The sequence below is a fragment of the Micromonospora sp. WMMC250 genome (assembly GCF_027460215.1).
In the GTDB taxonomy this organism is placed as follows: Bacteria; Actinomycetota; Actinomycetes; order Mycobacteriales; family Micromonosporaceae; genus Micromonospora; species Micromonospora taraxaci.
Genome location: NZ_JAPZBJ010000002.1, coordinates 210,246 through 234,210, shown reverse-complemented (window position 1 = coordinate 234,210; position 23,965 = coordinate 210,246). Strand labels below are relative to the sequence as shown.

Sequence of the window (23,965 nt, the reverse complement as noted above, 5' to 3'; positions counted from 1 at the left end):
GTCGATCACGAACGGTGGGCGGTCCGGGGCTCCGGGCCGCCCACCGGCGCGATCTGCGGCCGGTAACGACCGGCTCCGCATCCCCGCCGGGACACGCAACGCGCTGATGGGCGTCCGGTTACCGGTGGTTGCGAGGCTAGGTGCTGTTTCCGGTTGTCGGCTCTTGATGGAGGTCATGGTGGGTTCGTCGGTGGCAGAGCTGGAGTTGGCGGAGCCCTACCTGCGGGAGGTGCTCGGGACGGTCGGGCTGGACGTGGAGTACCTCCGCGCGTCCGGCAACACACTGTTCTATCAGGACGCAGCGGGCAACGAGGTGCCGGTCCTGGACCTGGCATGCGGTTTCGGGTCGCTGATCCTGGGCCACCACCACCCGGAGGTGGTGGCGCGCGCGAAGGAGCTGCTGGAGTCACAGGTGCCGGTGCACGCGCAGTTCTCCCGGCACTCCTACGCCAACGACCTCGCCGCGGTGCTGAACCGGATCATCGCCCGGGAGACAGGCTCCTCTGAGCCGTACTGGGCGATCTTCGGCAACAGCGGCGCGGAGTCGGTGGAGATCTCCATCAAGCACGCCGAGATGGAGCGGGGCGCCCGGCTGGCGGAGCTGGTCGGCGAGGTGGAGGCCGGGGTCGCGGCCGCCCGCGAGGCCGTCGGGCGGGGCGCGACGGTGGCCCCCGAAGTGTTCGCCGCCCTGGGTCTGCCGGCGACGGCGGGCTTCGACGCCGTCGCGGAGGCGGTGGTCGCCCGCACCGCCGACCTGACCGGCCGGGCGCCGGTGTTCCTCGCGCTGGAGGGCGGATTCCACGGCAAGCTCGTGGGCAGCATCCAGTTGACCCACAACGAGGGCTACCGCACCCCGTTCACCCGTCTGGCGGCGCGCTGCCGGTTCGTCGCGGTCGGTGACGTCGCGGGGCTCCGGGCGATCGTCGAGGAGGAGAGCCGGAGCCTGACCGTCCTCACCGTCGACGGTGACGCCGTCACCGGCGTCGAGCGTGCGCTGCCGGTGTTCGGTGGCTTCTTCGTCGAGCCGATCCAGGGTGAGGCGGGCATCCGGGTGTTGCCGGCGGCGTTCGGCGCGGAGATCTCCCGGGTGTGCGAGGAGACGGGCGCCCCGCTGATCATGGACGAGATCCAGAGCGGGATGGGCCGCTCCGGGGCGTTCCTGGCCAGCTCCCGGATCGGGCTGCGCGGGGACTACTACCTGCTGGCCAAGAGCCTCGGCGGGGGCATCGCCAAGTCGTCGGTCATGCTCGTGCGCGGCGAGCGTTACCAGCGCGACTTCGAGCTGGCGCACTCGTCGACGTTCGCCAAGGACGCGTTCTCCTGCCACGTCGCCCTGAAGGTGGTGGAGCTGCTGGAGGCCGACGGTGGCGCCGCGTACCGGATGGCGGCCGAGCGCGGTGCGGCGCTGAAGTCCCGGTTGGAGAAGGTGCGCGGCGACTTCGACGACGTGGTGCTGGACGTGCGCGGCGAGGGGCTGATGCTGGGGTTCGAGTTCCGCGACCAGTCCTCGTCGCCCTCCGCGCAGATCGCCCAGACCGCGCAGGAGGGTTTCTTCGGCTTCGCCGTCGCCGGGTACGCCCTGCGCACCCACCGGCTGCGACTGTTCCAGACCGCCAGCGCGATGAACACGTTCCGGTTCGAGCCGTCGATCTTCCTCTCCGACGCCGAGATCGACCAGATCGACAGTGGCCTGCGCGACATCTGCGCGCTGCTGCGCGCCGCCGACGGCGAGCGCCTGATGGGTACGTCGTGACGGCCGCGATGGAACCGACCGCCGACGTCGAGCCGTACGCCATCGACCCGTCCGGCCCCGACATCCACGGCGAGGCCGAGCGGCTGCGGGCCCGTGGTCCGATCGCCCGCGTGGTGTTGCCCGGCGGGGTGCAGGCGTGGTGGGTGACCGGCTACGAGCTGACCCGGCAGTTGCTCACCGACCCACGGGTGTCGCGCGACACCTACCGTCACTGGCCGGCGTGGGAGAACGGCGAGGGTGAGCTGGCCCGCACGTGGCCGCTGGCCATGTGGGTCTCGGACCGCAACATGATCACCGCCTACGGGCCCGAGCACACCCGGCTGCGGCGGCTGGTCGCCCGCGCGTTCACCGCCCGTCGGACGCTCGCCCTGCGGCCCCGCATCGAGTCCGTCGTCGCCGACCTGCTCGACCAGATCGACGCGGGCCCTCACGACGAGCCCGTCGACCTTCGCTCGCAGTTCGCCCACCCGCTGCCGGTGCGGGTCATCTCCGACCTGCTCGGAATGCCCGACCACCTGCGGGACCGGCTGCTGGTGGCGGTCAGCGGCATGCTCAACACCGCCGCCACCGCCGAGGAGGCCAAGAGCTACGAGCACGCCATGTACGCGGCCCTGGACGAGTTGGTCGAGCACCGTCGGACCAGTCCCGCCGACGACCTGACCACTGCCCTGATCTCGGTGCACGACGACGACGGCGGGCCCGGCCTGAGCCACCGCGAACTGGTCGACACGATCCTGCTGATGTTCACCGCCGGGCACGAGACCACCGTCAACCTGCTGGACCACGCCATCTTCATCCTGCTCACCCGACCCGATCAGTTGGCGCTCGTCCGGGGCGGCTCGGCGACCTGGGCCGACGTGATCGAGGAGACGCTGCGGCTGGAGGCGCCCTTCGCCAACCTGCCGATGCGGTACGCCGTCGAGGACATCGCGCTGCCCACTGTCACCATCCGGCGCGGTGAGCCGATCGTGGTCTCGTTCGGCGCGGCCGGCCGTGACCCGGAGGTACACGGGCCGGACGCGGACGCGTTCGACGCCACCCGGGACACCCGTCGTGACCACGTCGCCTTCGGGCACGGGGTGCACCACTGCCTCGGTGCGCCGCTGGCCCGGCTGGAGGCGTCGATCGCCCTGCCCGCCCTCTTCGACAGGTTCCCCGACCTCACCCTGGCCAAGCCGGCGGCGCACGTGCTGCCGCTGGAGTCGTTCATCTCCAACGGGCACCGCGAGCTGCCCGTCCTGCTGAGAGAAGGTGCCGCATGACCACCACCGAACCCGTCGACGTCTACCAACTGGTCCTCACCGACGACGTCGAGCAGCAGAACGAGGCGTTCATCCAGGCGTTCAACTCCGGCGACGGTGCCGCGTTCGACCGGCTCTACCTCGACGACGCCATCTCCAACCTGTCCGGTGGCCCGCTGACCGGTGAGCAGCGGCGGGCGGCGATCATCGAGATCCTCGCGAACCGGCCGCAACTGAAGGCCCGGGTGCTGCGCAACTACGTGGCCGGCGACACCTCCCTGGTCATCGTCGACTACGAGCTGCGGTACACCGACGAGTCGGGTGAGCCGGTCACGGTCCGTGGCACGTGCACCGACGTCCTACGGCGTCAACCGGACGGCAACTGGCTGATGGCCATCGACCGACCCGTCGCCGACACCCTGCCCGACGGCATGCCCGGCTGATCCGGGCGCCAACCCCGATGGCCCCGCCGGTGCGACCGGCGGGGCCATCGGTGTCTCGCAGGTCAGGAGACGTCGCCGTACGGGTCGTCGATCGCGTGGCGCCACAGTCCGTCCGCGCCGCGGCGCAGGACATCCAGACCGACTCCCTCGTGGTGCTCCGGCTCGCCGTCGTCGCCGGTCATGTCGATGCTCCAGTCCACCACCATCAGCGCGGTGTCACCGGTGACGTACGCGTGCCGGGTCTTCGCGGTCATGACCGGGCGACGGGTGAGGAACTCCGCCACGTACTCCCGCCGGGCCTGCCCGGTCAACGGCTCGTTCGGTCCCCAGACGGCGACCGCGTCCTCGGTGTACATCCGGTCGAGCAGTTCCGGGTCGCCGGAATTGAACGCCTGGGCGTAATGCTCGACGTGTTTGTTGGCGTCGTCGGTCAACAGGGATTCACCGGAAATGGCCGTCATCGAACTGCCTCGCTTTCTCGCGGCGGGTCGGTCGTCTGGACGTTATCCCCGGCGGCTCCACCACCAACTCACTTGTGAGTAACGGGGACGCGATCGGCTGCCGCGCGAGTTTCGATTACCGACCCGTGACCCGACGTTGGACAGCCGCAACCCACCATTGATGCGCGTCGACCCGTGCCGGAGGCACAACCGACCGACCTGACCCGGCGGCGAGCCGGAGGTCGACCCCCACGCCGGCCCGCAGACCGAGGAGAACCGCGATCCCATGTCCACCGAACAGAAACTCATGGACTACCTCAAATGGACGACGGCCGACCTGCAGAAGACCCGTCAGCGGCTCGCCGACCTTGAGGCGGACCGCACCGAACCGATAGCAATCATCGGTATGGCCTGCCGGTATCCGGGGGGCGTCAGTTCACCGGAAGAGCTGTGGGAAATGGTCACCGAGGGCCGCGACGGCATCACTCCGTGGCCCACCGATCGCGGCTGGGACGTCGATGCCCTCTACGATCCCGAACCCGGCAAGCCGGGGCGGTCGTACACCCGCGAGGGCGGTTTCCTCGACGGCGCGACCCGCTTCGACGCGGCGTTCTTCGGAATCTCACCGCGCGAAGCCGTCGCGATGGACCCGCAGCAGCGGGTGCTGCTGGAGACCTCCTGGGAACTGTTCGAACGGGCCGGGATCGACCCCACCGATCTGAAGGGCAGCCGTACCGGCGTGTTCGTCGGCGCGGCCGGCCAGACCTACCTCGACCTCGACGGCCCGGAGGAGTTGGAGGGTTACCTGACCACCGGGCGACTCAACAGCGTCGCCTCCGGGCGGATCTCGTACTTCTACGGGCTGGAGGGGCCGGCGATCACCCTCGACACCGCGTGTTCGTCGTCGTTGGTCGCCCTGCACCTGGCCGTGCGGTCGTTGCGGGCGGGTGAGTCGACGTTGGCCCTGGCCGGTGGCAGCACCGTCAACGGTCACCCGGGTGGGTTCGTCGACTTCTCCCGCCAGCGCGGGCTCGCCGCCGACGGCCGGTGCCGCTCCTTCGCCGAGTCCGCCGACGGCACCGGCTGGTCGGAGGGGGTGGGGCTGTTGCTGCTGGAGCGGCTCTCCGACGCCCGCCGCAACGGGCGGCGGATTCTCGCCGTGGTGCGTAGCGTGGCGGTGAACCAGGACGGCGCGTCCAACGGTCTCACCGCACCCAACGGCCCCTCCCAGGAACGGGTGATCCGGCAGGCCCTCGCCGAGGCCCACCTCGGCACCTCCGACGTGGATGCCGTCGAGGCCCACGGCACCGGCACCCGGCTGGGTGACCCGATCGAGGCGCACGCCCTGCTGGCCACGTACGGGCAGGGCCGACCGGCCGACCGGCCATTGTGGCTCGGGTCGCTGAAGTCGAACATCGGCCACACCGTCGCCGCAGCCGGGGTCGGCGGAGTCATCAAGATGGTGTTGGCGCTACGACACGCCACGCTGCCGAAGACCCTGCACGTCGACCGCCCGAACCCTCTGGTCGACTGGTCCGCCGGGGCCGTCGAACTGCTCACGACCACCCGCGCCTGGCCGGCCGTCAACCGGCCCCGCCGGGCGGCGGTCTCGTCGTTCGGGGTGAGCGGCACGAACGCGCACGCGATCCTGGAGCAGGCCCCGGAGGAGACCGACCCGGGCACCTCGGCGCCGGTGACCCCCGCCGCGCTGGTGTGGCCGCTGTCCGCGCACGACCCGCAGGGGCTGCGCCGGCTGGCCGACCGGCTGCTCACCCACCTCGAGGCGACCCCCGAGCTGGACGCCACCGACACGGCGTACTCCCTGGCCACCCGGGCCGGCCTGCCGCACCGGGCCGCCGTCGTCGGCGTCGACCGGGACGCCCTGCTCCGTGGCCTGAAGGCGCTCTCCGAGGGGGCCGCCGACGCGCAGGTGGTGACGGGACGCGTCGGCGAGCCCTCGAACGACGTCGTCTTCGTCTTCCCCGGGCAGGGTTCCCAGTGGGTGGGCATGGCCGTTGACCTGCTGGACACCCATCCGGGGTTCGCCGAGCGGATCGACGAGTGCGCCGCCGCCCTCGCGCCGCACGTCGACTGGTCCCTGCTCGACGTGCTGCGCGGTGCGGACGGCGCTCCCGGGCTCGACCGCGTCGACGTCGTGCAACCGGTGTTGTTCGCGGTGATGGTGTCCCTCGCGCGGGTGTGGCAGTCGGTGGGGGTCCGCCCGGCGGCCGTCGTCGGCCACTCGCAGGGGGAGATCGCCGCCGCGTACGTCGCCGGTGCGCTCTCCCTCGACGACGCGGCCCGGGTGGTCGCCCTGCGCAGCCGGGCCATCGTGGCGCTCGCCGGTCAGGGCGGCATGATGTCGGTGGCGCTCGGCGCCGCCGAGGTCACGGCCCGGCTCGCCCCGTGGCAGGGGCGGTTGTCGGTGGCGGCGGTCAACGGGCCGACGTCGGTCGTCGTATCCGGTGACCCGGCGGCCCTGGACGAGTTCCAGGCCGAGCTGGCCGACGCCAAGGTGCGGGCCCGCCGCGTCCCCGTCGACTACGCGTCGCACTCGCCGCACGTCGAGGCGGTGCGGGAGGAGTTGTTGGCGGCCCTGCGCGACGTCACGCCCCGCGCGGGTGACGTGCCGCTGCACTCGACGGTGACCGGGAGCGTGGTCGACCCGACCACCCTGGACGCGGACTACTGGTACCGCAACCTGCGGCAGGTGGTGCGCTTCGAGGAGGTCGTGGCAGCCCTGACCGGCCAGGGCCGCCGGACGTTCATCGAGATCAGCCCGCACCCGGTGCTCACCACGAGCATCCAGGCCGTGCTGGAGCAGCGGATCGGTGGCATCGGGGTCGTGACCGGCACGCTGCGCCGGGACGACGGCAGCTTCAACCGCTTCCTGACCTCCGCCGCCGAGCTGCACGTGCAGGGCGTCGCCGTCGACTGGGCGGGCCTGCTGGCCGGTTCCGGTGCGCGCGGGGTGGACCTGCCCACCTACCCGTTCGCCGGCAACCGCCACTGGCTCGACGGTGGCGGCACCGTCGACGCGGGCGGGCTCGGCCTCGAACCGTCCCGCCACCCCCTGCTGGGCGCGGCGATCACGGTGGCCGGCGACGACACCACCCTCTTCACCGGCCGGGTCTCCCCCGCCACCCACCCGTGGTTGGCCCAGCTCACCACGCACGGCATCCGCACCGTTCCGGCCGCGCTCCTGGTCGAGCTCGCCACGCACGCCGCGGACCGGGTCGGCTGCGCGGTGCTGGACCACCTCACCACCGGGGCGCCCCTGCCCCTCACCGGCGCGGTGCAACTCCAGGTGGTCGTCGACGCCCCGGATCCGGCCGGTCGTCGGGCGCTGCGGGTACACGCCCGCCCGGATGGCGCCCACACCGCCTGGACCGAGTACGCCCACGGCACGCTGAGCGCCGCTCCGGCGTTGCCGATGGAGGCGGAGCGCACGTCGTGGCCCCCCAGCGGGTCGGTGCCGGTCGACCTCACGGCTGGGTACGACGCCCTCGCCCAGCAGGGACTGGCGTACCCGCCGGCCCTGCGGGCGGTGACGGCGGCCTGGACCGATGGGGACACGGCGCACGCCGACGTCCGGCTGCCGGAGCGCTGGGAACGGGAGGCGTCCGGGTACGGGCTGCACCCCGTCCTGCTCGACGCGGTGGCGCACCTCACCGCGCTGGTCGCCGCCACACCGGACGGGGACGGCGCTCCCGTGGCCGTGCACTGGGGTGGGGTCCGGACGTACGCCACCGGGGCCACTGCGGTCCGGGTGGTCTGCACCAGAACCGGCCCGGACACGTTCTCGGCGCGGCTCACCGACCGGAGCGGCGGGCCGGTCGCCGACATCGGGCAGATCGCCATCGGGCTCCTGCCGGCCGTCGTACTGGACCGGGTCCGCCACCGCCGCCAGGACGCCCTCTTCGAGGTCGGCTGGTCGCCGGTCCAGGTGCCGGACGCTCACCTCGCCGACCTGACCGTCCTCGGCGGGACCGGCAGCGTTCCGGATGCCCTCGCTGGCCTGCCGGTTCACTCCGACGTGGCGTCGGTGGCCGCCGCCGGCGCGTCGTCAGCGACGCTGTGGGGCGTCAGCCCCGTGGACGGGGACATGCTGGGCGCGGTCTTCGGCGGCCTGTGCCGGGTGCTGGAGACCGTACAACAGTGGTTGACCGACGATCGCCTCAGCGACAGCCGACTGGTGGTGGTGACCCGTGGTGGCGTCGCCGTCGGCGGCGACGACGCCGCGCCCGACCCGGCGGCGTCGGCCGTCTGGGGTCTGGTCCGCTCGGCGCAGTCCGAGTCGCCCGGGCGTCTCGTCCTGGTCGACGTCGACGGCGCCGCGACGTCCTGGGCCGCGGTGGCAGGGGTCGTCGCCTCGGGTGAGGCCCAGGCCGCCGTGCGCGACGGACGGGTCTCAGTGCCACGACTGCGGCCCGTCAACCCCGGCCCGTCCGCCGCCCCCGCCGCCGCGTCGCCGTGGCCGACGGACGGCACCGTCCTCATCACCGGCGGCACCGGCTCGCTCGGCGCCCTGGTCGCCCGGCACCTCGCCACCGCGCACCGGGTGCCGCACCTCGTCCTGACCAGCCGCCGGGGTATGGCGGCGGAGGGCGCCGCCGACCTGGTCGCCGAGCTGGCCCTGGCCGGCACCGAGGCGCGGGTGGTCGGCTGCGACGTCGCCGACCGGGCGGAACTCGCGGCGCTCCTGCGGGACATTCCCACCCTGCGGGGGGTGGTACACGCCGCCGGCGTGCTCGACGACGGGGTTCTGGCGGCGATGACGCCGCAACGCATCGCCGCGGTGCTGCGGCCCAAGGCCGACGCCGCCTGGCACCTGCACGAACTGACCCGTGACCGGGACCTGCGGGCGTTCGTGTTGTTCTCCTCGCTGGCCGGGGTGATCGGTGGCGCGGGGCAGGCCAACTACGCCGCCGCCAACGCGTTCCTCGACGGCCTCGCGCTGCGACGGGCGGCCCAGGGGCTGCCCGCCACCTCGGTCGCGTGGGGCCTGTGGGCGCAGACCAGCGGCATGACCGGCCAGCTCGACGAGGCAGACCTCGCCCGGATCGCCCGGGCCGGTTTCCGCCCGGTCTCCTCGGCCGACGGTCCGGAGATCCTCGACCTGGCCCTCGATTCGGGGCAGCCCACGCTCGTGGCCACCCCCCTCGACCTGGCCGCCCTGCGCGCCCGCGCCGACCAGGCACCCCTGCTGCTGGCCACGCTGGCCGGCACCTCGCACCGGCGGCGCGCGGGCAACGACGAGAATGCCGGAAGGCCGCTCGCCGACCAGCTCGCCGGCCTGGATCCTGCCCGGCGTCGAGAGGTGGCCCTGGACCTGCTGCGGGCCGAGGTCGCCGCCGTGCTCAACCTCGGCGACCCGAGCGGCATCGATCCCGAACGCGCCTTCCCCGAGTTGGGATTCGACTCGCTCACCTCGGTGGAGCTGCGCAACCGGCTCAACCTGCTCAGCGGCGGTCGGCTGCCCGCCACCGTCGTGTTCGACCATCCCACGCCCGCGGCGCTCAGCGACCATCTGCTCGCGGTTCTGGCCGAGAGCGGGGTCCAGGCCGCGCCGGCGGTGGACTTCGCCGTCGAGGTCGCCCTGCCTGCCGACATCCGCCCCGCCGACGAGGTGGTGCCCGTCGCCGCCGATCCGGCCGAGGTCCTGCTCACCGGGGCAACCGGATTCGTCGGCGCGTTCCTGCTGCGCGACCTGCTGCGTACCACCAGCGCCACGGTGCACTGTCTGGTCCGGGCGGACGACGCCGACGCCGCGGTGAAGCGGCTGCGGGCCAACCTGGAGTGGTACCGGTTGCAGGACGAGGTCGACCTGGGCCGGGTCCGGGTCGTGGTGGGCGACCTCGCCCTACCCACGCTCGGTCTGGACCCGGACGTCTTCGACGACCTGGCCCGCCGGGTGGACGTCGTCCACCACGCCGGTGCGGCGGTGAACTGGTTGCACCCGTATTCGAACCTGCGGGCGGCCAATGTCGACGGCACCGTGGAGATTCTGCGGCTGGCGGCCCGGCACCGCACCGTACCGGTGCACTACGTCTCGACCACGGGCGTGTTCGCCCACCCCGCGCCCGACGGTCGCCCGCTGCGGGTCGACGACCCCACCGGGCCGGTGGCAGAGCTGCCCAGCGGCTACCTACAGAGCAAGTGGGTAGCCGAGCAGCTGGTCGCCGCCGCCGGCGAACGCGGGCTGCCCGTCACCGTGTACCGGGTGGACCTCGTCGCCGGCGACCGGTTCCAGGGCGCCTGCCAGACCCGTGACTTCGTCTGGCTCAGCCTCAAGGGGCTCATCCAGGCCGGCGTGGTGCCGAGCCGGATCACCGGCGAGTTCCACCTCACCCCGGTCGACCATGTCAGCGCCGCCATCAGCCGCCTCGCCACGCTCGACACCGGCGTGGGCGGCATCCACCACCTCTACAACGAGTCGTCGATCAGCCTGGCCCGGTGTGTGGAGCTGCTGCGCTCCCGCGGCTACCGGCTGGAGCCTCGGGAGCCGGCCGACTGGCTGGCCGTCGTGCAGCGCGACCGGGACAACGCGATGCTGGCGCTGCTGGACGCGTTCCAGTTGATGACGGCCGACAGCGACAGCTTCTATCCGCCGATCGACACGACGGCGACCAGCCGGATGCTGACCGGCAGCGGCATCAGCTGCCCACCGGTCACCGACGAACTCTTCGACAGGTACGTGGACTTCTTCCTCCAGACCGGATACTTCCCGCCGCCGCCCGGGGCGGCGGCGGACGACTCCGGTGACGTTCGACGGTCCTGACGAGGGTCCGCGCCCGGCCCGGCGGGAAACCGGTTCAGGACACCGCAACGGCCGAACGGGCGATCACCTCGGCGACGATGCCGAGGTGATCGCCCGTTCGGCACCGCCGCGTCCCAGGTCCGGGCCGGGGCACCGGGCGGTGCGCCTCCCCTCCGGCGGCAAGCCGCCGACCGTGACCGCGGGGACCAGCGCGGTCACGGTCGGCGGGGCAATACGCGCTACTGATCGGTGTCGGCCAGCCGTTCGCCCCACTCGCACAGTGGGCCCAACGCGTCGTTGAGCGACGTCCCGACCGATGTCAGGGAGTACTTGACCTTGACACGGCTGTCGTGCAGGACCTCCCGGCGCACGATGAATCTGGCTTCCAGATCACGCAGGTGCTGCGTGAGCACCTTGTCGCTGATACCGGGCACGAGGCGCTTCAGCTCCCCGAACCGGCGGCTCTCCTCGGCGAGCACCATGATGATCAGCGTCTTCCACTTGCCGTTGATGACGTCAAGCGCGGCGTCCACACCACAGTCATAACGCCTCGTGTTCACTGCTAGAGCTCCTTACTCGACGGCAGTCACCAACCGCCTCACCGGCAGCGTCCCTATCCCTGCGGGCGGGATCGACCCGCGATGAACCGGCTCAGCCGTCCGGTTCCCGGGAAACCCCACGCCGTCTCACGCCGCGCCGACCAACCTGGCCCCGGCGCGCTCGTGCAACAGCTGGCAGGCACCCTCCAGCCCGCTCTCGAGCTGGCTGATCTCGTCGTCGGTCAGCTCGACGGAGGGCTCGAATCGCAACGTGTGCGACGCGCTCGCGGTCGGAAAGACGCGCACGCGATGCTCCCGCAGCAGGTATCCGGCCAGCACGTAGCCGATCAGACCGTCCCGTGCGCTCGATGCGATGATCTCGTCGTCGCAGGTGGACTGGTCCTGGAACTCGAGTCCCAGCATCAGGCCCCGGCCACGACAGTCCTTGACCACGTCCGGGAACGAGGACCGGATGCGTTCGAGCATCGCCCGCAGCCGGTCGCCACGTTCGACCACACGCCTGTACGCCGCGCCGCCGTCGGCTTCCAGCATCTGCACCACTTCGCGCGCGATGTGGCACGAGAACGCGTCCTTGGCGAACGTGGAGCTGTGCAGCAGCTCGAAGTCGGGCTGGTAACGGCTGTCCCGGACCAGCAGCACGGACAGCTTGGACAGGCCACCACCGAGGCTCTTGGCCAGCACGTAGTAGTCGCCCACCAGCCCGATGTGCGATCCGGCGAAGAAGGCTCCCGACCGGCCAACGCCACTCTGGATCTCGTCGAGGATGACCGGGAAACCGCCCGCGTCGGCGGCGGCCCTGATCGCCCTCGCCATCTCCACGCCGACCTCGTGGATGCCCCCCTCGCCCTGGATGGGCTCGACGAAGAAGCCACCGATGACAGGTAGCTCCCGCTCGACGACGTCGACCACCCCGTCGCGCACCACGACGTCGAAGACGAACGTCCGCTCCTCGTCCAGGGCCTTGTCGATCGCGGCGGGCTGGTCGAAGGGCAGGAACCGGGCCTGGGCGGCCAACGCCCGGAAGGGCAGGCGGTACGCCGAGTTGTGGGTGAGCTGAAGGCTGCCGGCGAGCTTGCCGTGGAACGATCCCTCCAGTGTCAGGAACAGCGGCGACCTGGCGAACTTCGGCTCGTTGTGCCGGTGGACCGCCTCGACGAGGCGTTCGCAGCTGTCCGCCGACCGGTCGGTGACCCCGACCGTGTCGTACGCCTGGTCGGCGACCACCGCGGCACCGGCAGCGACCGCCGCGCGGGCCTCCTCGACGTGATTGTGGATCTCCTCGCCGAGTGCCGCCAGCCGGATCGAACGGTCCATCTCGGCATGCTTGAGCGCCGTCTCCACCGCCTCGGCCCCGCTGTTGGCGAAGATCGCCCGGTAGTCCTCGGTGGCGCCGAACTCCCGGCGGTGCACCCGGTTCAGGGCGGTGGCCAGCTCGTTGGCGTACGGGTGGTAGGAGAACTGCGCATGGATGGGTACCTGTGCGTCGAGCAGACTCTTGGCGTACGCCACGAGCTTCGGGTGGTTGTGCCCGAAGATGAGTGAGCCGTACCCGCCGACGAAGTCGACCACGGCGTGTTCCTGGCCGTTGTCGAGGAAGTACAAGGTGTTGGCCTGCCCGCGGACGTAGTTGACGTCCAGACCAAGGCTGCCCAGCAGCTGACGCATGTGCGCCTCGGCGAGTTCCGGTTCGGCTACGGTTCCCATCCTTCTCTCCTTCACGAGCGTGGGCATCGGGTTCGCGTCGGGCAGGCGCGCCACGAGCGGCGGGCGATGTGCGGCGGGTCACCGTCGACCCTTCGTGGGCCGGTCACCACTTCCCACTGATCGCGGCGACCTGACAGTCAGGTCGATCGGCGCGTCTGCACCCTAACGACCTCCTGCTCACTCGCTGTTCATTCCGGATCACCGGGAACCGCGCCCGGGGCGGTGCCGGCGCGGTCGCGTTGGCCGCGTGCAGTTCGACACGGAGGTGCCCGCGCCGGCGAGGGCCTCCGCCCCGGCCGGTGGGCGGCCACGCGCCCACCGACAGCGCCCTCGGCGGGGTCGATCAGGGCGAGGAGGGCCAAGTTGCGCCAACACTGATGCTGGTCGATGTTGCCAGAACGCCTTCAGACGTGTTGGAATGGCTCATATCGCCGCAGCGCGGGGGCAACCGCGCTGGGAACGGCATGCACGGGAGCATCGCAGTGCCGGCAGCGCGCCGCTTGGGCAGGCGCTCGCCTGCCGCACCGCCGGGCCATCTCCACGACGACGGGCGTCCTGCCGGCAGGCATCCCCGCCCGCCGTAAGCATCCCCGGCACGCGTCCCGGCGGCCGACGCGCTCGACGTCCCACCCGCCGGCCGCGTCCGATTCGGCCTGCCAGCGCACCAGAACCGGCGACGAGGTGAGAAGCAGTCATGATTTCCCGAGAGAGTTTCGCGGGGTGGTACCGACACCGCCTGGTGTGGGTGGCCGTGATCCTGTTGGCGACGTCGGCCGGCGCGGCCGTACTGGTCAACCGCTCCGACTCGAAGGCGGAGCCGGCGGATCTGCAGGCGCAGATCGTGGCCCGGATGCGTACGACGCTCGAACGGGTGGACCCGGGGCAGCACAACCATGCCGGGCACGGTGCTCAGCAGGTGGCCGCCGGGGAGGAGAAGCCGCCGGTGATCTGCGGCGTCCGCGTCTACGGCTACGAGCCGGCCGACGTGACCGCGCTCGCCGACGTGCGGACGGTCTACGGCTTCCACCTCTGCGGGGTCGCCGAGCGGAAGCGCCCCTGGGACGTGGCCGTCAAGCTGGCCGGCCCGGTGATCATGGACATGTCCTCCGACCCTCCGGGCATCCAGGTGGTGGAGGCGACCGAGGACGTCAGGTTCATCGACCGGCTGCGGCAGATGTTCCCGCCCAAGTACGCGACGGTGGCGCAGGAGGAGGCTCTGACGGCCGCAGAGATGGCCGACCAGCGTCGCCGGTACGACGCGGCAGCCGGCCTCTGACCACGCCGCGCGGGGCGTCGCTCCCGCAGACGACCGGCCGCCGGACGCGGAGCCGCCCGGCCGCGAGCTGACCATCCGGGCGCCGCGGTGATGCCTGCGCGGGCGATGCCGCAGCCGCGGACCACCATGCACAGACCCGTCATTGATCCGACGATTACGGACAGCTCGATCCACATCCGGCTATAGACAGATCAACATTGATATTTACATTCATTAATGCAACAGTGGCCTTGGGAGCGTTCCCACCCCCCGCACCAACGAACGGAGGATGAACAGTGCGTTCACACCAGTTAGGTCAATCCGGCGGACCGTCCCGGTCCACCATCCGCCGGTCGCTCCAAGCGCTCGTCCTGCTGTTCGCGATGGTGGTCGGCACGCTGCCGTTCACCGGAGCCGCCCAGGCTCACGGCACCATCATCAACCCGGCGAGTCGGGCCTATCAGTGCTGGAAGACCTGGGGTAACCAGCACATGAACCCGGCCATGCAGCAGCAGGACCCGATGTGTTACCAGGCCTTCCAGTCCAACCCCGACACCATGTGGAACTGGATGAGCCAGCTGCGCGACGGCCTCGCCGGCCAGTTCCAGGCCCGCACCCCGAACGGGCAACTGTGCAGCAACGGCCTCTCCCGGAACAACTCCCTCAACCAGCTGGGAGCCTGGAAGGCGACGACCGTCAGCAGCAACTTCACGGTCCAGCTGTACGACCAGGCCAGCCACGGTGCTGACTACTTCCAGGTCTACGTCACCAAGCAGGGCTTCAACCCGGCCACGCAGCAGCTCGGCTGGGGCAACCTCGACCTGGTCGCGACGACCGGGCGGTACGCGCCGGCGCAGAACATCTCGTTCAACGTCTCGGCGTCCGGACGCAGCGGGAACCACATCCTGTTCGTGATCTGGAAGGCGTCCCACATGGACCAGACCTACATGTGGTGCAGCGACATCAGAATCGCCTGATCAGCGACGCGGCAACACTCCGGCCCAGGGCGTTCGGCGCCCTGGGCCGGAGCGCATCCGGCGTCGCGGCGGCGAGCAGGGCCGACGCCTGACCACGTCCCGAGGTCAGGCGTCCCTGTCGTTGCGTGGCCAGAGACCGCAGCACAGCCAGCTGATCGCAACAGGCCCGAAACTACCGGTTGATATCCCTGGAATTTTCTGCCAGCCTGAAGGCCATCGATGAGTGTGAACGTTAACATGATCGTTTTCGCGCTGGAGGTGCCCCACCGACCACCGAACCACCCACCGTCCGGCCGCGCCCGGCGCCCGCCCCCGATTCCCCCCAGGCGACCGGGTCGACTCATCGCAACCCTCTATCCGCTGGTCACGTAGCTCCAGCCAACTCAGCTAAGGCAACCGTCCGACGTCACGTCCAGCCTGTCCGGCCCGACTCGACATCGGAACCGCCAACGCCCAAGAGGCCCCGCCACCCCACCAGCGACAGAGGTCCCCCATCCCAGCACTGGAGGATCACCATGGTTCCCCGGACCCGTCCCGATCGACGTATCCGAATAAGAGCACTCAAACTTTCCGGAATTGCGGCGATAGTTGCGGCCCTGGTCGTATCGCTGCTGCCCAACCTCGCCCAGGCCGCCGAGACCACCCTCGGAGCCGCCGCGGCCCAGTCCGGCCGGTACTTCGGTGCCGCTGTCGCCGCGAACAAGCTCAACGACAGCGCCTACACGACGATCCTGAATCGGGAGTTCAACAGCATCACTCCCGAGAACGAGATGAAGATCGACGCGACCGAGCCGCAGCAGAACAACTTCACCTTCGGCAACGCGGACCGGATCGTGAACCACGCCCTCTCCCGGGGCTGGAAGGTGCGCGGGCACACCCTGGCCTGGTATTCGCAGCAGCCCGGCTGGATGCAGAGCATGGAGGGCTCCGCGCTGCGCAGCGCGATGCTCAACCACGTCAGCCGCGTGGCCGGCTACTACAAGGGCAAGATCTACTCGTGGGACGTGGTGAACGAGGCGTTCGAGGACGGCAACAGCGGCGCCCGTCGTAACTCGAACCTCCAGCGCACCGGCAACGACTGGATCGAGGCGGCGTTCCGTGCCGCCGACGCGGCGGACCCGGACGCGAAGCTCTGCTACAACGACTACAACACCGACAACTGGACCTGGGCCAAGACCCAGGCGGTGTACAACATGGTGCGCGACTTCAAGTCTCGTGGCGTGCCGATCGACTGCGTCGGGTTCCAGTCGCACTTCAACGCCAACTCGCCGTACAACAGCAACTACCGCACGACGCTGTCGAGCTTCGCCGCCCTCGGGGTGGACGTGCAGATCACCGAGTTGGACATCGAGGGCTCGGGCACGACGCAGGCCAACACCTACCGCAGCGTGGTCAACGACTGTCTCGCCGTGGCTCGCTGCAACGGGCTCACGGTCTGGGGTGTGCGGGACTGTGACTCGTGGCGCTCCGGCGGCACCCCGCTGCTCTTCGAGTGCAACGGCAACAAGAAGGCCGCCTACACGGCCACCCTGGACGCGCTGAACAGCGCCACCCCCACCAACCCGCCGACCGACCCACCCACCACCAACCCGCCGACCAACCCGCCAGGCTCGGCCAACGAGATCGTCGGCACCCAGTCCGGCCGGTGCGTCGACGTGCCGAACGCGGCAACCACCAACGGCACCAGGGTGCAGCTCTACGACTGCAACAAGCAGACGAACCAGGCATGGACCTACACCTCGAACAAACAACTCCAGGTGTACGGCAACATGTGCCTCGACGCGGCAGGCTCGGGCAACGGGGCGGCGGTGCAGATCTACAGCTGCCACAGCCAGACCAACCAGCAGTGGAACGTCAACTCCAACGGCACCATCAGCGGCGTGCAGTCCGGACGATGCCTGGACGTCTGGAGCACCGCCAACGGCGCCCAGATCCAGCTCTACGACTGCCACGGCCAGACCAACCAGCAATTCCGGCTCGCCGCCCTGGGCGGCGGCTCCACTCCGACGCCCACGACGCCGCCCACGACGACGCCGCCGCCCACCACCACGTGTGACCTTCCCTCGTCGTACCGCTGGTCGTCGACCGGCGCGCTGGCGCAGCCGAGGTCCGGGTGGGTGTCGCTGAAGGACTTCACCGTCGCGCCGTACAACGGCCAGCAGCTCGTCTACGCCACCACCCACGACACCGGCACCACGTGGGGCTCGATGAACTTCGGCCTCTTCAGCAACTACAACCAGATGGGCTCGGCCAGCCAGAACGCGATGAACTCGGCGACCGTCGCGCCATCGCTGTTCTACTTCGCGCCGCGCAACATCTGGGTGCTGGCCTACCAGTGGGGCGGCACGGCGTTCTCGTACCGGACCTCCAGCGACCCGACCAACCCGAACGGGTGGTCGTCGGCGCAGACGCTGTTCACCGGCAGCATCTCCAACTCCAACACCGGCCCGATCGACCAGGCGGTCATCGGTGACGACCAGAACATGTACCTGTTCTTCGCCGGTGACAACGGTCGGATCTACCGGGCCAGCATGCCGATCGGGAACTTCCCGGGCAGCTTTGGGTCGAACTACACGACGATCATGACCGATTCGACGAACAACCTCTTCGAGGCCGTCCAGGTCTACAAGCTCCAGGGCCTGAACAAGTACCTCATGATCGTCGAGGCCATCGGTGCGAACGGGCGCTACTTCCGGTCGTTCACCGCCAGCAGCCTGGGCGGTACGTGGACGCCGCAGGCCACGTCCGAGAGCAACCCGTTCGCGGGCAAGGCCAACAGCGGTGCCACCTGGACCAACGACATCAGCCACGGTGAACTGCTGCGGACCAACGCCGACCAGACCATGACGGTCGACGCCTGCAACCTGCAACTGCTCTACCAGGGTCGCTCCCCCAGCTCCGGCGGCGACTACGGTCTCCTGCCGTACCGGCCGGGTCTGCTGACGCTGCAACGCTGACGTTCGGACATCACCGGGGGCGGGCGGGCTCGGCACACGACGAGCCCGCCCGCCCCTCGCTCTCCCACCACCAGGAGGTACCGACAATGCGAGGACCCGCAGACCACCCCCCGCCCGGGAGGAACACCCAGGCCGACCGAGTGTCGACCGGCTTGAGGGGCCGACTGTTCAAGCTCGCCGCGGCCGGGATCGCCGCCGCGGTCGGGTTGCTCACGATCACCGTGGCTACCGGGTCGGCGTCCGCCGCCGACAACCCGTACCAGCGCGGCCCGGACCCGACCCGGACCAGCGTCACCGCCGTGAACGGCCCGTTCGCCAACACGTCGGTCAGTGTCCCGACCGGGTATGGCTTCAACGGCGGCCGGATCTACTACCCGACCGACACCAGCCAGGGCACCTTCGGGGCCATCGCGATCTCGCCGGGTTACACGGCGTTGTTCTCCGCCGAGCTGGCCTGGATGGGGCCGTGGCTGGCCTCCCACGGCTTCGTCGTGATCGGCATCGAGACCAACAGCCGCAACGACTTCGACACCGCCCGAGGCACCCAGTTGCTCGCCGCACTGGACTACCTCACCCAGCAGAGCCCGGTACGCGACCGGGTCGACCCCACCCGGTTGGCCGTCGCCGGTCACTCCATGGGCGGTGGTGGCGCGCTGAGCGCTGCCATCCGGCGCTCGTCGCTGAAGGCAGTGGTCGGGATCGCCCCGTACTCGCCGTCGTCGAACCTGGCCAACGACCGGGTGCCCACAATGATCTTCTCCGGGCAGGCGGACACGGTGGTCACCCCGTCGTACGCCACCGGTCTGTACAACAGCCTCCCGTCCACGACCGAGAGCGTCTACCTGGAGGTCGCGGGGGCGGATCACGGATTCATGGTCGGACGATCGAACCCGGTGATGGTCCGCACCATGCTGCCGTTCGTCAAGATGTTCGTCGACAACGACGCCCGGTACAGCCAGTTCCTCTGCCCGCTGCTGGACAACAGTGGTGTGGTCACCTACCGCAGCACGTGCCCGCTGCTGCCCTCGACGCCGACCACGCCACCGCCGACCGATCCGCCGACGCCGACCCCCACCCCGACCGTCCCACCCGGCTCCGCCAACCAGATCGTCGGCGCACAGTCCGGCCGGTGCATCGACGTCCCCAACGCCTCACGCACCAACGGCACCCGGGTCCACCTCTACGACTGCAACAGGCAGACCAACCAGCAGTGGACCTACACCTCGAACAAACAACTCCAGGTGTACGGCAACATGTGCCTCGACGCGGCAGGCTCGGGCAACGGGGCGGCGGTGCAGATCTACAGCTGCCACAGCCAGACCAACCAGCAGTGGAACGTCAACTCCAACGGCACCATCAGCGGCGTGCAGTCCGGACGATGCCTGGACGTCTGGAGCACCGCCAACGGCGCCCAGATCCAGCTCTACGACTGCCACGGCCAGACCAACCAGCAATTCCGGCTGACGCCCATCGCCTGACGACCATGACGCGCTCGCCGAACACCATTGTCGAGCGCGTGCGGGTCGGCACAGTCGAGGACGAGATCACCTGAACAGGCGGACCGACATGGGGCGGGCGGGCTCGGCGTGGACGCCGGGTCCGCCCGCTCGTCCGGCCTGGTCGACGCGTTTCCGGTCGCCGCGCCGAGGCCGTCCTCTCCGCTCAGGGATGCCCGGCCTCCCCACCGACACGGTTCCGCCGGTCGCGGTCGGTGGCGCGTCACCAGCCGCCGTGTCCGTGACGCCGGTCAGCGGCTGGTAGCAGTGAACGCGAACGGCTCCGAGGTAGGGCTGACCCGTCTTGACGGCACAGAAGTCCGGTGTCTCGACCGCGTCCTAGCCGGCGATCGCGCGGGCGGCCGTGTCGATGAAGTCGGCGACCGGGCCCGGTTGGGAGACCGCCACGGCGTGGGACCCGTCGACCTCGACCGTGGTGGACCCGGCGCGGTCGGCCATGAAGCGTTGCAGGTCCGGCGGAATGCCCTTGTCCTGCTTGCTGATCAGGGTCCACGACGGGATGGACTTCCAGGCGGTCTTGGTCACGGATCCCGTCTGGGCGCTCTCCGCGGCGGGCCGCTGCGTGACCGCCATCAGCGCGGCGAGGTCGGGGTCGACGTCGGCGGCGAACACCGCCGGGAACTTGTCCTGTTCGATGTACTGCTCCATGGCCATCGAACCGTCCGGGAGACGGCACGGAACCATCCTGATGGAGGTACCGAGTTCACTCCCGGGATACTTCATGATCAGGTCGAGCACGCTTTCGCCGACGTCCGGGCTGACGCTGGCGACGTAAACGAGAGCCTTCACGTTCGCGGCACCATCCGCAGCCTCGGTTATCACGATCCCGCCATAGGAATGAGCGACCATGACGACCGGACCATCGATGTTGTCCACGACGGAACGAACGTAGGCGGCGTCCCCCTGCACGTCACGCAGCGGGTTGGCGAGGGCCATGGCCGGATAGCCCCGACGCTTGAGATTGGCGATGACCCCGTTCCAGCTCGACGAATCGGCGAACGCCCCATGGACGAACACAACAGTGGGCAGCCCTGCCTTCTGGCCGGGCGAGTCAGCTGCGGTCATTCGGCATCACCTTTCGGAAGTCCTGCCGCTGATGTCCGCAGACGTGCGTATGCGGCGGGAACGTTCGACGGGGTGTCTCACTCGCAGCCCCGTGCCGGCCTGGGATCCGGGCCTCGGAGGGCGGTACAGCACCAATATCCAGCACGGATGAGACCTCTGTCAGCGAAATCCGAAAGCCGCTCGGCGCGCGCTACCCAGAGGCGGAGAGCTGTCCCTGCGACGGATCGTCGCCAGCTGTGGCGGTGCGCAACTCCTTGAGCACGTAGGTGGCGGCCTGCTCGACGACGCGGATGCCCTCTTTCTGACTGACGTGGTGGTCGGAGAGGACGGCGATCAGCCAGTCATGACGAGCCTCGACGATCCGTCCGATGCTGTTGACGAGCCAGCGACCACCGTCGACGTCGGCGGTGTCCCAACCGTTCTTGACGTACACGGAGGCACTGCCCGACTCCCGCGCGGCGGTGACGCCCCATCGCTGCTCGGGGATCACCTTCTTCATGAGGCCCATGACGAAGGTACGGTCCTGCGGGGTCAACGGTCCCGTCGGCGATGTCAACGCGGTCAGCAGACGGAGCTGGTCGGCAGCCGTCGTCGTGGTGAGGCCCCAGTGCGAATTGGTCTTGGTCTCCCGCAGGCCGAGTGCGCGGTTCGCGGCGGTGAGTCCCCGCGAGCCGTCGATCCGCTGCCACAGGGCCACCGCCGCATCGTTGTCACTGGACATGATCATGTCTTCGGCCAACCGCCTGGTGCTGGAACTCAGGGCCTTGCCCGCCGGCTTCTGACGCAGCAGCAGGGCCGCGAGGATGTCGACCTTCACGATGCTGGCCGTCTCGAACCGTTTGGCACCGACCGCCACCGCAGCCGTGCCCTGTCGATCCAGTGCCGCCACCGCCAGGTGACCGTCGTACCGCTCCACGTAGGCCTCGATACGCGTCCGCGCCTCGGCGACCCGGTCGACGGCCGGTGTCCTGGGGACCGGACTCGCTGGAGAAGGACCGTGCGACGGGCCGGCTCCCCCACCGTCGCGAGCGCGTGTGGCACCGAACGCAGCCGTCGCCACACCCGCCAGAGACATGGTGACCGCGGAGACGACCCAACGGCGTGACAGCTGCCGACCTCCCCGCTCAGCCAAGACGGGCCACCGCCTTCGCCGCGATCGAATCCAGCGCAGCCCGGCTCCCCAGCTCGGGCACCCGGACCGTCGAGACCGTCTCGCCTCGTCTCAGCATCACGACATACGTGACGGTGTTCGGCCTGCCGGCACGCTCGATGCGGCCTCGGACGAGGATGCCGGCGTCCCCCAGATAACGTGGGTCGACGACCTCGAAGGAAACGCGCGCCCCCTGCACCAGGTAGCTCGCGCAGCGCTGCAGGACCCGACGAACGTCAGTCACATTCCGCTCGGCCCACCCCGGTTCGTACGTCTCCACCACGTGGTGGGCCAACGACGAGCCGTCCGACGGCCGGTAGTAGCGCTCCGAGCCGGCAAGCCGGTGCGACTTCGCCGCATAGTCGCTGCTCTGATAGGCGGGACAGTCGTTCTGCTCCCACGGCCAGGGCGGCAGACCGGTACGGACGTCGTCCTCGTGCCAGTTCGAACCCAGGTCCCCCGCCCCCAGCAGCACCCCCGGACCGCCCGGCTCAACGCTCGCGGTGTGCCGCTCGTCAGGGCCGACGCCGGGCTCCGACCGTTGACACCCGGTGGCCATCACCACCAACGCCGACAGGACCACCGGTACGACAGCGATCGAACCGCGACTCCGGCCCCGGCACGCTCCGCTGCTCGATACGGACACGGAACCTCCCCAACACAGATAGTTACCACCGCAGATCACGCGTCGGGCGGCGGCTTCCACGCTCGCCGTCATCTCACCGACGCGGCGGGTGCCGTTCGACCCCAGAGCCCTCGGAGCCGTCGCACCCCGGCCCCAGACGGGACCGGTCAATGGCGTTCCTCGGCGAACAACTCGGAACGGGTCTCGCCGAGCAACCGACGCAGGCGGTCGAGGGAACGCATGCTCTGGCTCTTGACGACGGCGGTGGAGACGCCCACCACCTCGGCAGTTGCCTCCACGCTCAGGTCGTCCCAGTAGCGCAGGACGATGATCGCCCGATCCCGTAACGGCAGGGTGGCGACCGCGTCCAGCAACGTCATACGCAGCTCGGCCGGATGCTCCTCGCCCCGATCCGGCGGCGCCGACATCGCCAATTCGCGGCTGGAACGACGCCGCTGCTGGTCGATCATGCAGCGCAACAGCACCTTACGGGCGTACGCGTGGGGGTCGTCGGCCCGGCGGACCCGGCTCCAACTGGCGTACACCTTGGCCAGCGTCGTCTGGGTGAGGTCCTGGGCGAGATGCCAGTCGCGGCACATCAGAAACGCGGCGTCGCGCAGGCGGCCGGCGGCCGCCTGCGCGAACTCCACGAAGTCCTCGTCAGCCATTCGACCGGGCCAGGGACGCGAAGTTCTTGGCACCGCTTCTGACGAGTTCGGACGGCAGTCTCGTCCCCCACGTCGGGTTCGCGGCGATCGCGATCGCCTCGTCCACGGAGAGGGCGGGCGGTGCCGGAACGGTTTTCTTGCCCTCCCAGGACAGACAGGTGGAGATCATCACATCGATCTGGAGGCCGTCGTGGTGGTAGACGGTGACCATCTCGTTCTGCACGCAGTTGTCGGGAATCTCGGTCAGCTCCACCGTCCCCGGCGCCGGGTTGTCACCCAGGCGGTCCTGGTAGATGGAGAGCCGCAGCATGCCCGGCCCTTCGCCTCGGTCGAGGTGAAGCTGGATGTACGGCATGCCGGCACCTGCGCCGCTGCTCTGCAGGTTCGCATACCCGCCGGTCTTCCCCTTGGGCAGAAGCCGGGTCAACAGTTCCAGCGCGCCCTGCGGGGTGGTGGTCAGCAGATCGCCGCCGGGCCCCGCCCCGATCCTCACGGTGTCGATGACCCTGGTCGAGGGAGTCGCCGACACGGGCCCCTGTGGCGCCCCTCTCGGATTGCCTCCGCCGCCGTCCACGAACCCGCCCGAGGCGTCGTCTGACGCGCCGCCCGGAGACGGCGTGGCCGAGTCGACCACGCCATCCAGCGAACCCACGTTCATCCCGCCGGGCTGACCGGCGTCATCCGCACCGACGCCGAGCGGCCCAGCGACCAGACCGATCACGACCAGCATCACCATCGCCGATCCGCCGGCGCCGAACTGCGCCAGGCGGCGCCGGCGGCGCAGTCGGCGGCCCTGCGCCACTGACCGCTCGATCAGGTCACCCAACGGTGGTGCGGGGTGCTGGGCCAG

The 23,965-nt window shown here is 70.2% G+C and carries 15 protein-coding genes and 1 pseudogene; 8 read left to right on the top strand and 8 right to left on the bottom strand.

Features of this window, described 5'->3' with window-relative positions; all coding sequences use genetic code 11:
* Nucleotides 1–166 precede the first annotated feature (166 nt).
* Genes O3438_RS01230 through O3438_RS01220 form a run of 3 tightly spaced genes read left to right on the top strand, consistent with a single transcriptional unit; the run spans nt 167 to nt 3,437 of the window.
* Nucleotides 167–1,753, top strand: a complete 1,587-nt coding sequence (locus O3438_RS01230) for an aspartate aminotransferase family protein (RefSeq protein ID WP_269678126.1) — start codon at nt 167–169, stop codon at nt 1,751–1,753.
* Nucleotides 1,750–3,015, top strand: a complete 1,266-nt coding sequence (locus O3438_RS01225) for a cytochrome P450 family protein (RefSeq protein WP_269678125.1) — start codon at nt 1,750–1,752, stop codon at nt 3,013–3,015. The genes O3438_RS01230 and O3438_RS01225 overlap by 4 nt, the downstream gene beginning before the upstream one ends.
* Nucleotides 3,012–3,437 (top strand): YybH family protein, encoded by a 426-nt coding sequence (locus O3438_RS01220; RefSeq protein WP_269678124.1) that lies wholly within the window; start codon nt 3,012–3,014, stop codon nt 3,435–3,437. Before O3438_RS01225 ends, O3438_RS01220 begins: the two co-directional genes overlap by 4 nt.
* Nucleotides 3,438–3,499: 62 nt before the next feature.
* Here O3438_RS01220 and O3438_RS01215 read toward each other — a convergent pair whose 3' ends face one another.
* Nucleotides 3,500–3,898: a YybH family protein gene (locus O3438_RS01215; protein ID WP_088988852.1), complete on the bottom strand. Its 399-nt coding sequence runs from the start codon at nt 3,896–3,898 to the stop codon at nt 3,500–3,502.
* A 280-nt stretch (nt 3,899–4,178) separates the two neighbouring features.
* Between O3438_RS01215 and O3438_RS01210 the strand changes: the two are divergent.
* Nucleotides 4,179–10,658, top strand: a pseudogene (locus O3438_RS01210) (type I polyketide synthase); the annotation flags it as partial.
* 218 nt (nt 10,659–10,876) lie between these two features.
* Here O3438_RS01210 and O3438_RS01205 read toward each other — a convergent pair.
* Together O3438_RS01205 and O3438_RS01200 are read right to left on the bottom strand one after the other, a co-directional pair.
* The gene (locus tag O3438_RS01205) at nt 10,877–11,170 is read right to left on the bottom strand and encodes a winged helix-turn-helix transcriptional regulator (RefSeq protein ID WP_269678122.1); all 294 of its coding nucleotides are present in this window, start codon (nt 11,168–11,170) and stop codon (nt 10,877–10,879) included.
* A 153-nt stretch (nt 11,171–11,323) separates the two neighbouring features.
* The gene (locus O3438_RS01200; RefSeq protein ID WP_269678121.1) at nt 11,324–12,901 is read right to left on the bottom strand and encodes an aspartate aminotransferase family protein; all 1,578 of its coding nucleotides are present in this window, start codon (nt 12,899–12,901) and stop codon (nt 11,324–11,326) included.
* A gap of 694 nt (nt 12,902–13,595) precedes the next feature.
* Between O3438_RS01200 and O3438_RS01195 the strand changes: the two genes are divergently transcribed.
* The 4 genes from O3438_RS01195 (at nt 13,596) to O3438_RS01180 (ending at nt 19,568) form a co-directional block, all read left to right on the top strand.
* The gene (locus O3438_RS01195) at nt 13,596–14,177 is read left to right on the top strand and encodes a hypothetical protein (RefSeq protein ID WP_269678120.1); all 582 of its coding nucleotides are present in this window, start codon (nt 13,596–13,598) and stop codon (nt 14,175–14,177) included.
* A 275-nt stretch (nt 14,178–14,452) separates the two neighbouring features.
* A complete protein-coding gene (locus O3438_RS01190; RefSeq protein WP_197699164.1) occupies nt 14,453–15,133 on the top strand; it encodes a lytic polysaccharide monooxygenase auxiliary activity family 9 protein in 681 nt (226 codons plus the stop codon).
* 515 nt (nt 15,134–15,648) lie between these two features.
* Nucleotides 15,649–18,090, top strand: a complete 2,442-nt coding sequence (locus O3438_RS01185; RefSeq protein ID WP_269678119.1) for a non-reducing end alpha-L-arabinofuranosidase family hydrolase — start codon at nt 15,649–15,651, stop codon at nt 18,088–18,090.
* 86 nt (nt 18,091–18,176) lie between these two features.
* The gene (locus O3438_RS01180; RefSeq protein WP_269678118.1) at nt 18,177–19,568 is read left to right on the top strand and encodes a poly(ethylene terephthalate) hydrolase family protein; all 1,392 of its coding nucleotides are present in this window, start codon (nt 18,177–18,179) and stop codon (nt 19,566–19,568) included.
* Nucleotides 19,569–19,925: 357 nt separating this feature from the next.
* Here O3438_RS01180 and O3438_RS01175 read toward each other — a convergent pair whose 3' ends face one another.
* The 5 genes from O3438_RS01175 to O3438_RS01155 form a co-directional block, all read right to left on the bottom strand.
* Nucleotides 19,926–20,672, bottom strand: coding sequence for an alpha/beta fold hydrolase (locus O3438_RS01175; protein WP_269678117.1), 747 nt, complete (start codon nt 20,670–20,672; stop codon nt 19,926–19,928).
* Between the two features lie 190 nt (nt 20,673–20,862).
* Nucleotides 20,863–21,588, bottom strand: a complete 726-nt coding sequence (locus tag O3438_RS01170; protein ID WP_269678116.1) for a serine hydrolase — start codon at nt 21,586–21,588, stop codon at nt 20,863–20,865.
* 208 nt (nt 21,589–21,796) lie between these two features.
* The gene (locus O3438_RS01165) at nt 21,797–22,405 is read right to left on the bottom strand and encodes a hypothetical protein (RefSeq protein ID WP_269678115.1); all 609 of its coding nucleotides are present in this window, start codon (nt 22,403–22,405) and stop codon (nt 21,797–21,799) included.
* A 209-nt stretch (nt 22,406–22,614) separates the two neighbouring features.
* A complete protein-coding gene (locus O3438_RS01160; RefSeq protein WP_269678114.1) occupies nt 22,615–23,115 on the bottom strand; it encodes a SigE family RNA polymerase sigma factor in 501 nt (166 codons plus the stop codon).
* Nucleotides 23,108–23,917 (bottom strand): hypothetical protein, encoded by an 810-nt coding sequence (locus O3438_RS01155; RefSeq protein ID WP_269678113.1) that lies wholly within the window; start codon nt 23,915–23,917, stop codon nt 23,108–23,110. The genes O3438_RS01160 and O3438_RS01155 overlap by 8 nt, the downstream gene beginning before the upstream one ends.
* Between the last annotated feature and the right edge of the window lie 48 nt (nt 23,918–23,965).

Coding starts and splice junctions, on each gene's coding strand:
- O3438_RS01195 (WP_269678120.1), top strand. CDS start 13,596: ATGATTTCCCGAGAGAGTTTCGCGGGGTGGTACCGACACCGCCTGGTG.
- O3438_RS01200 (WP_269678121.1), bottom strand. CDS start 12,901: ATGGGAACCGTAGCCGAACCGGAACTCGCCGAGGCGCACATGCGTCAG.
- O3438_RS01220 (WP_269678124.1), top strand. CDS start 3,012: ATGACCACCACCGAACCCGTCGACGTCTACCAACTGGTCCTCACCGAC.
- O3438_RS01185 (WP_269678119.1), top strand. CDS start 15,649: ATGGTTCCCCGGACCCGTCCCGATCGACGTATCCGAATAAGAGCACTC.
- O3438_RS01230 (WP_269678126.1), top strand. CDS start 167: ATGGAGGTCATGGTGGGTTCGTCGGTGGCAGAGCTGGAGTTGGCGGAG.
- O3438_RS01180 (WP_269678118.1), top strand. CDS start 18,177: ATGCGAGGACCCGCAGACCACCCCCCGCCCGGGAGGAACACCCAGGCC.
- O3438_RS01175 (WP_269678117.1), bottom strand. CDS start 20,672: ATGACCGCAGCTGACTCGCCCGGCCAGAAGGCAGGGCTGCCCACTGTT.
- O3438_RS01215 (WP_088988852.1), bottom strand. CDS start 3,898: ATGACGGCCATTTCCGGTGAATCCCTGTTGACCGACGACGCCAACAAA.
- O3438_RS01160 (WP_269678114.1), bottom strand. CDS start 23,115: ATGGCTGACGAGGACTTCGTGGAGTTCGCGCAGGCGGCCGCCGGCCGC.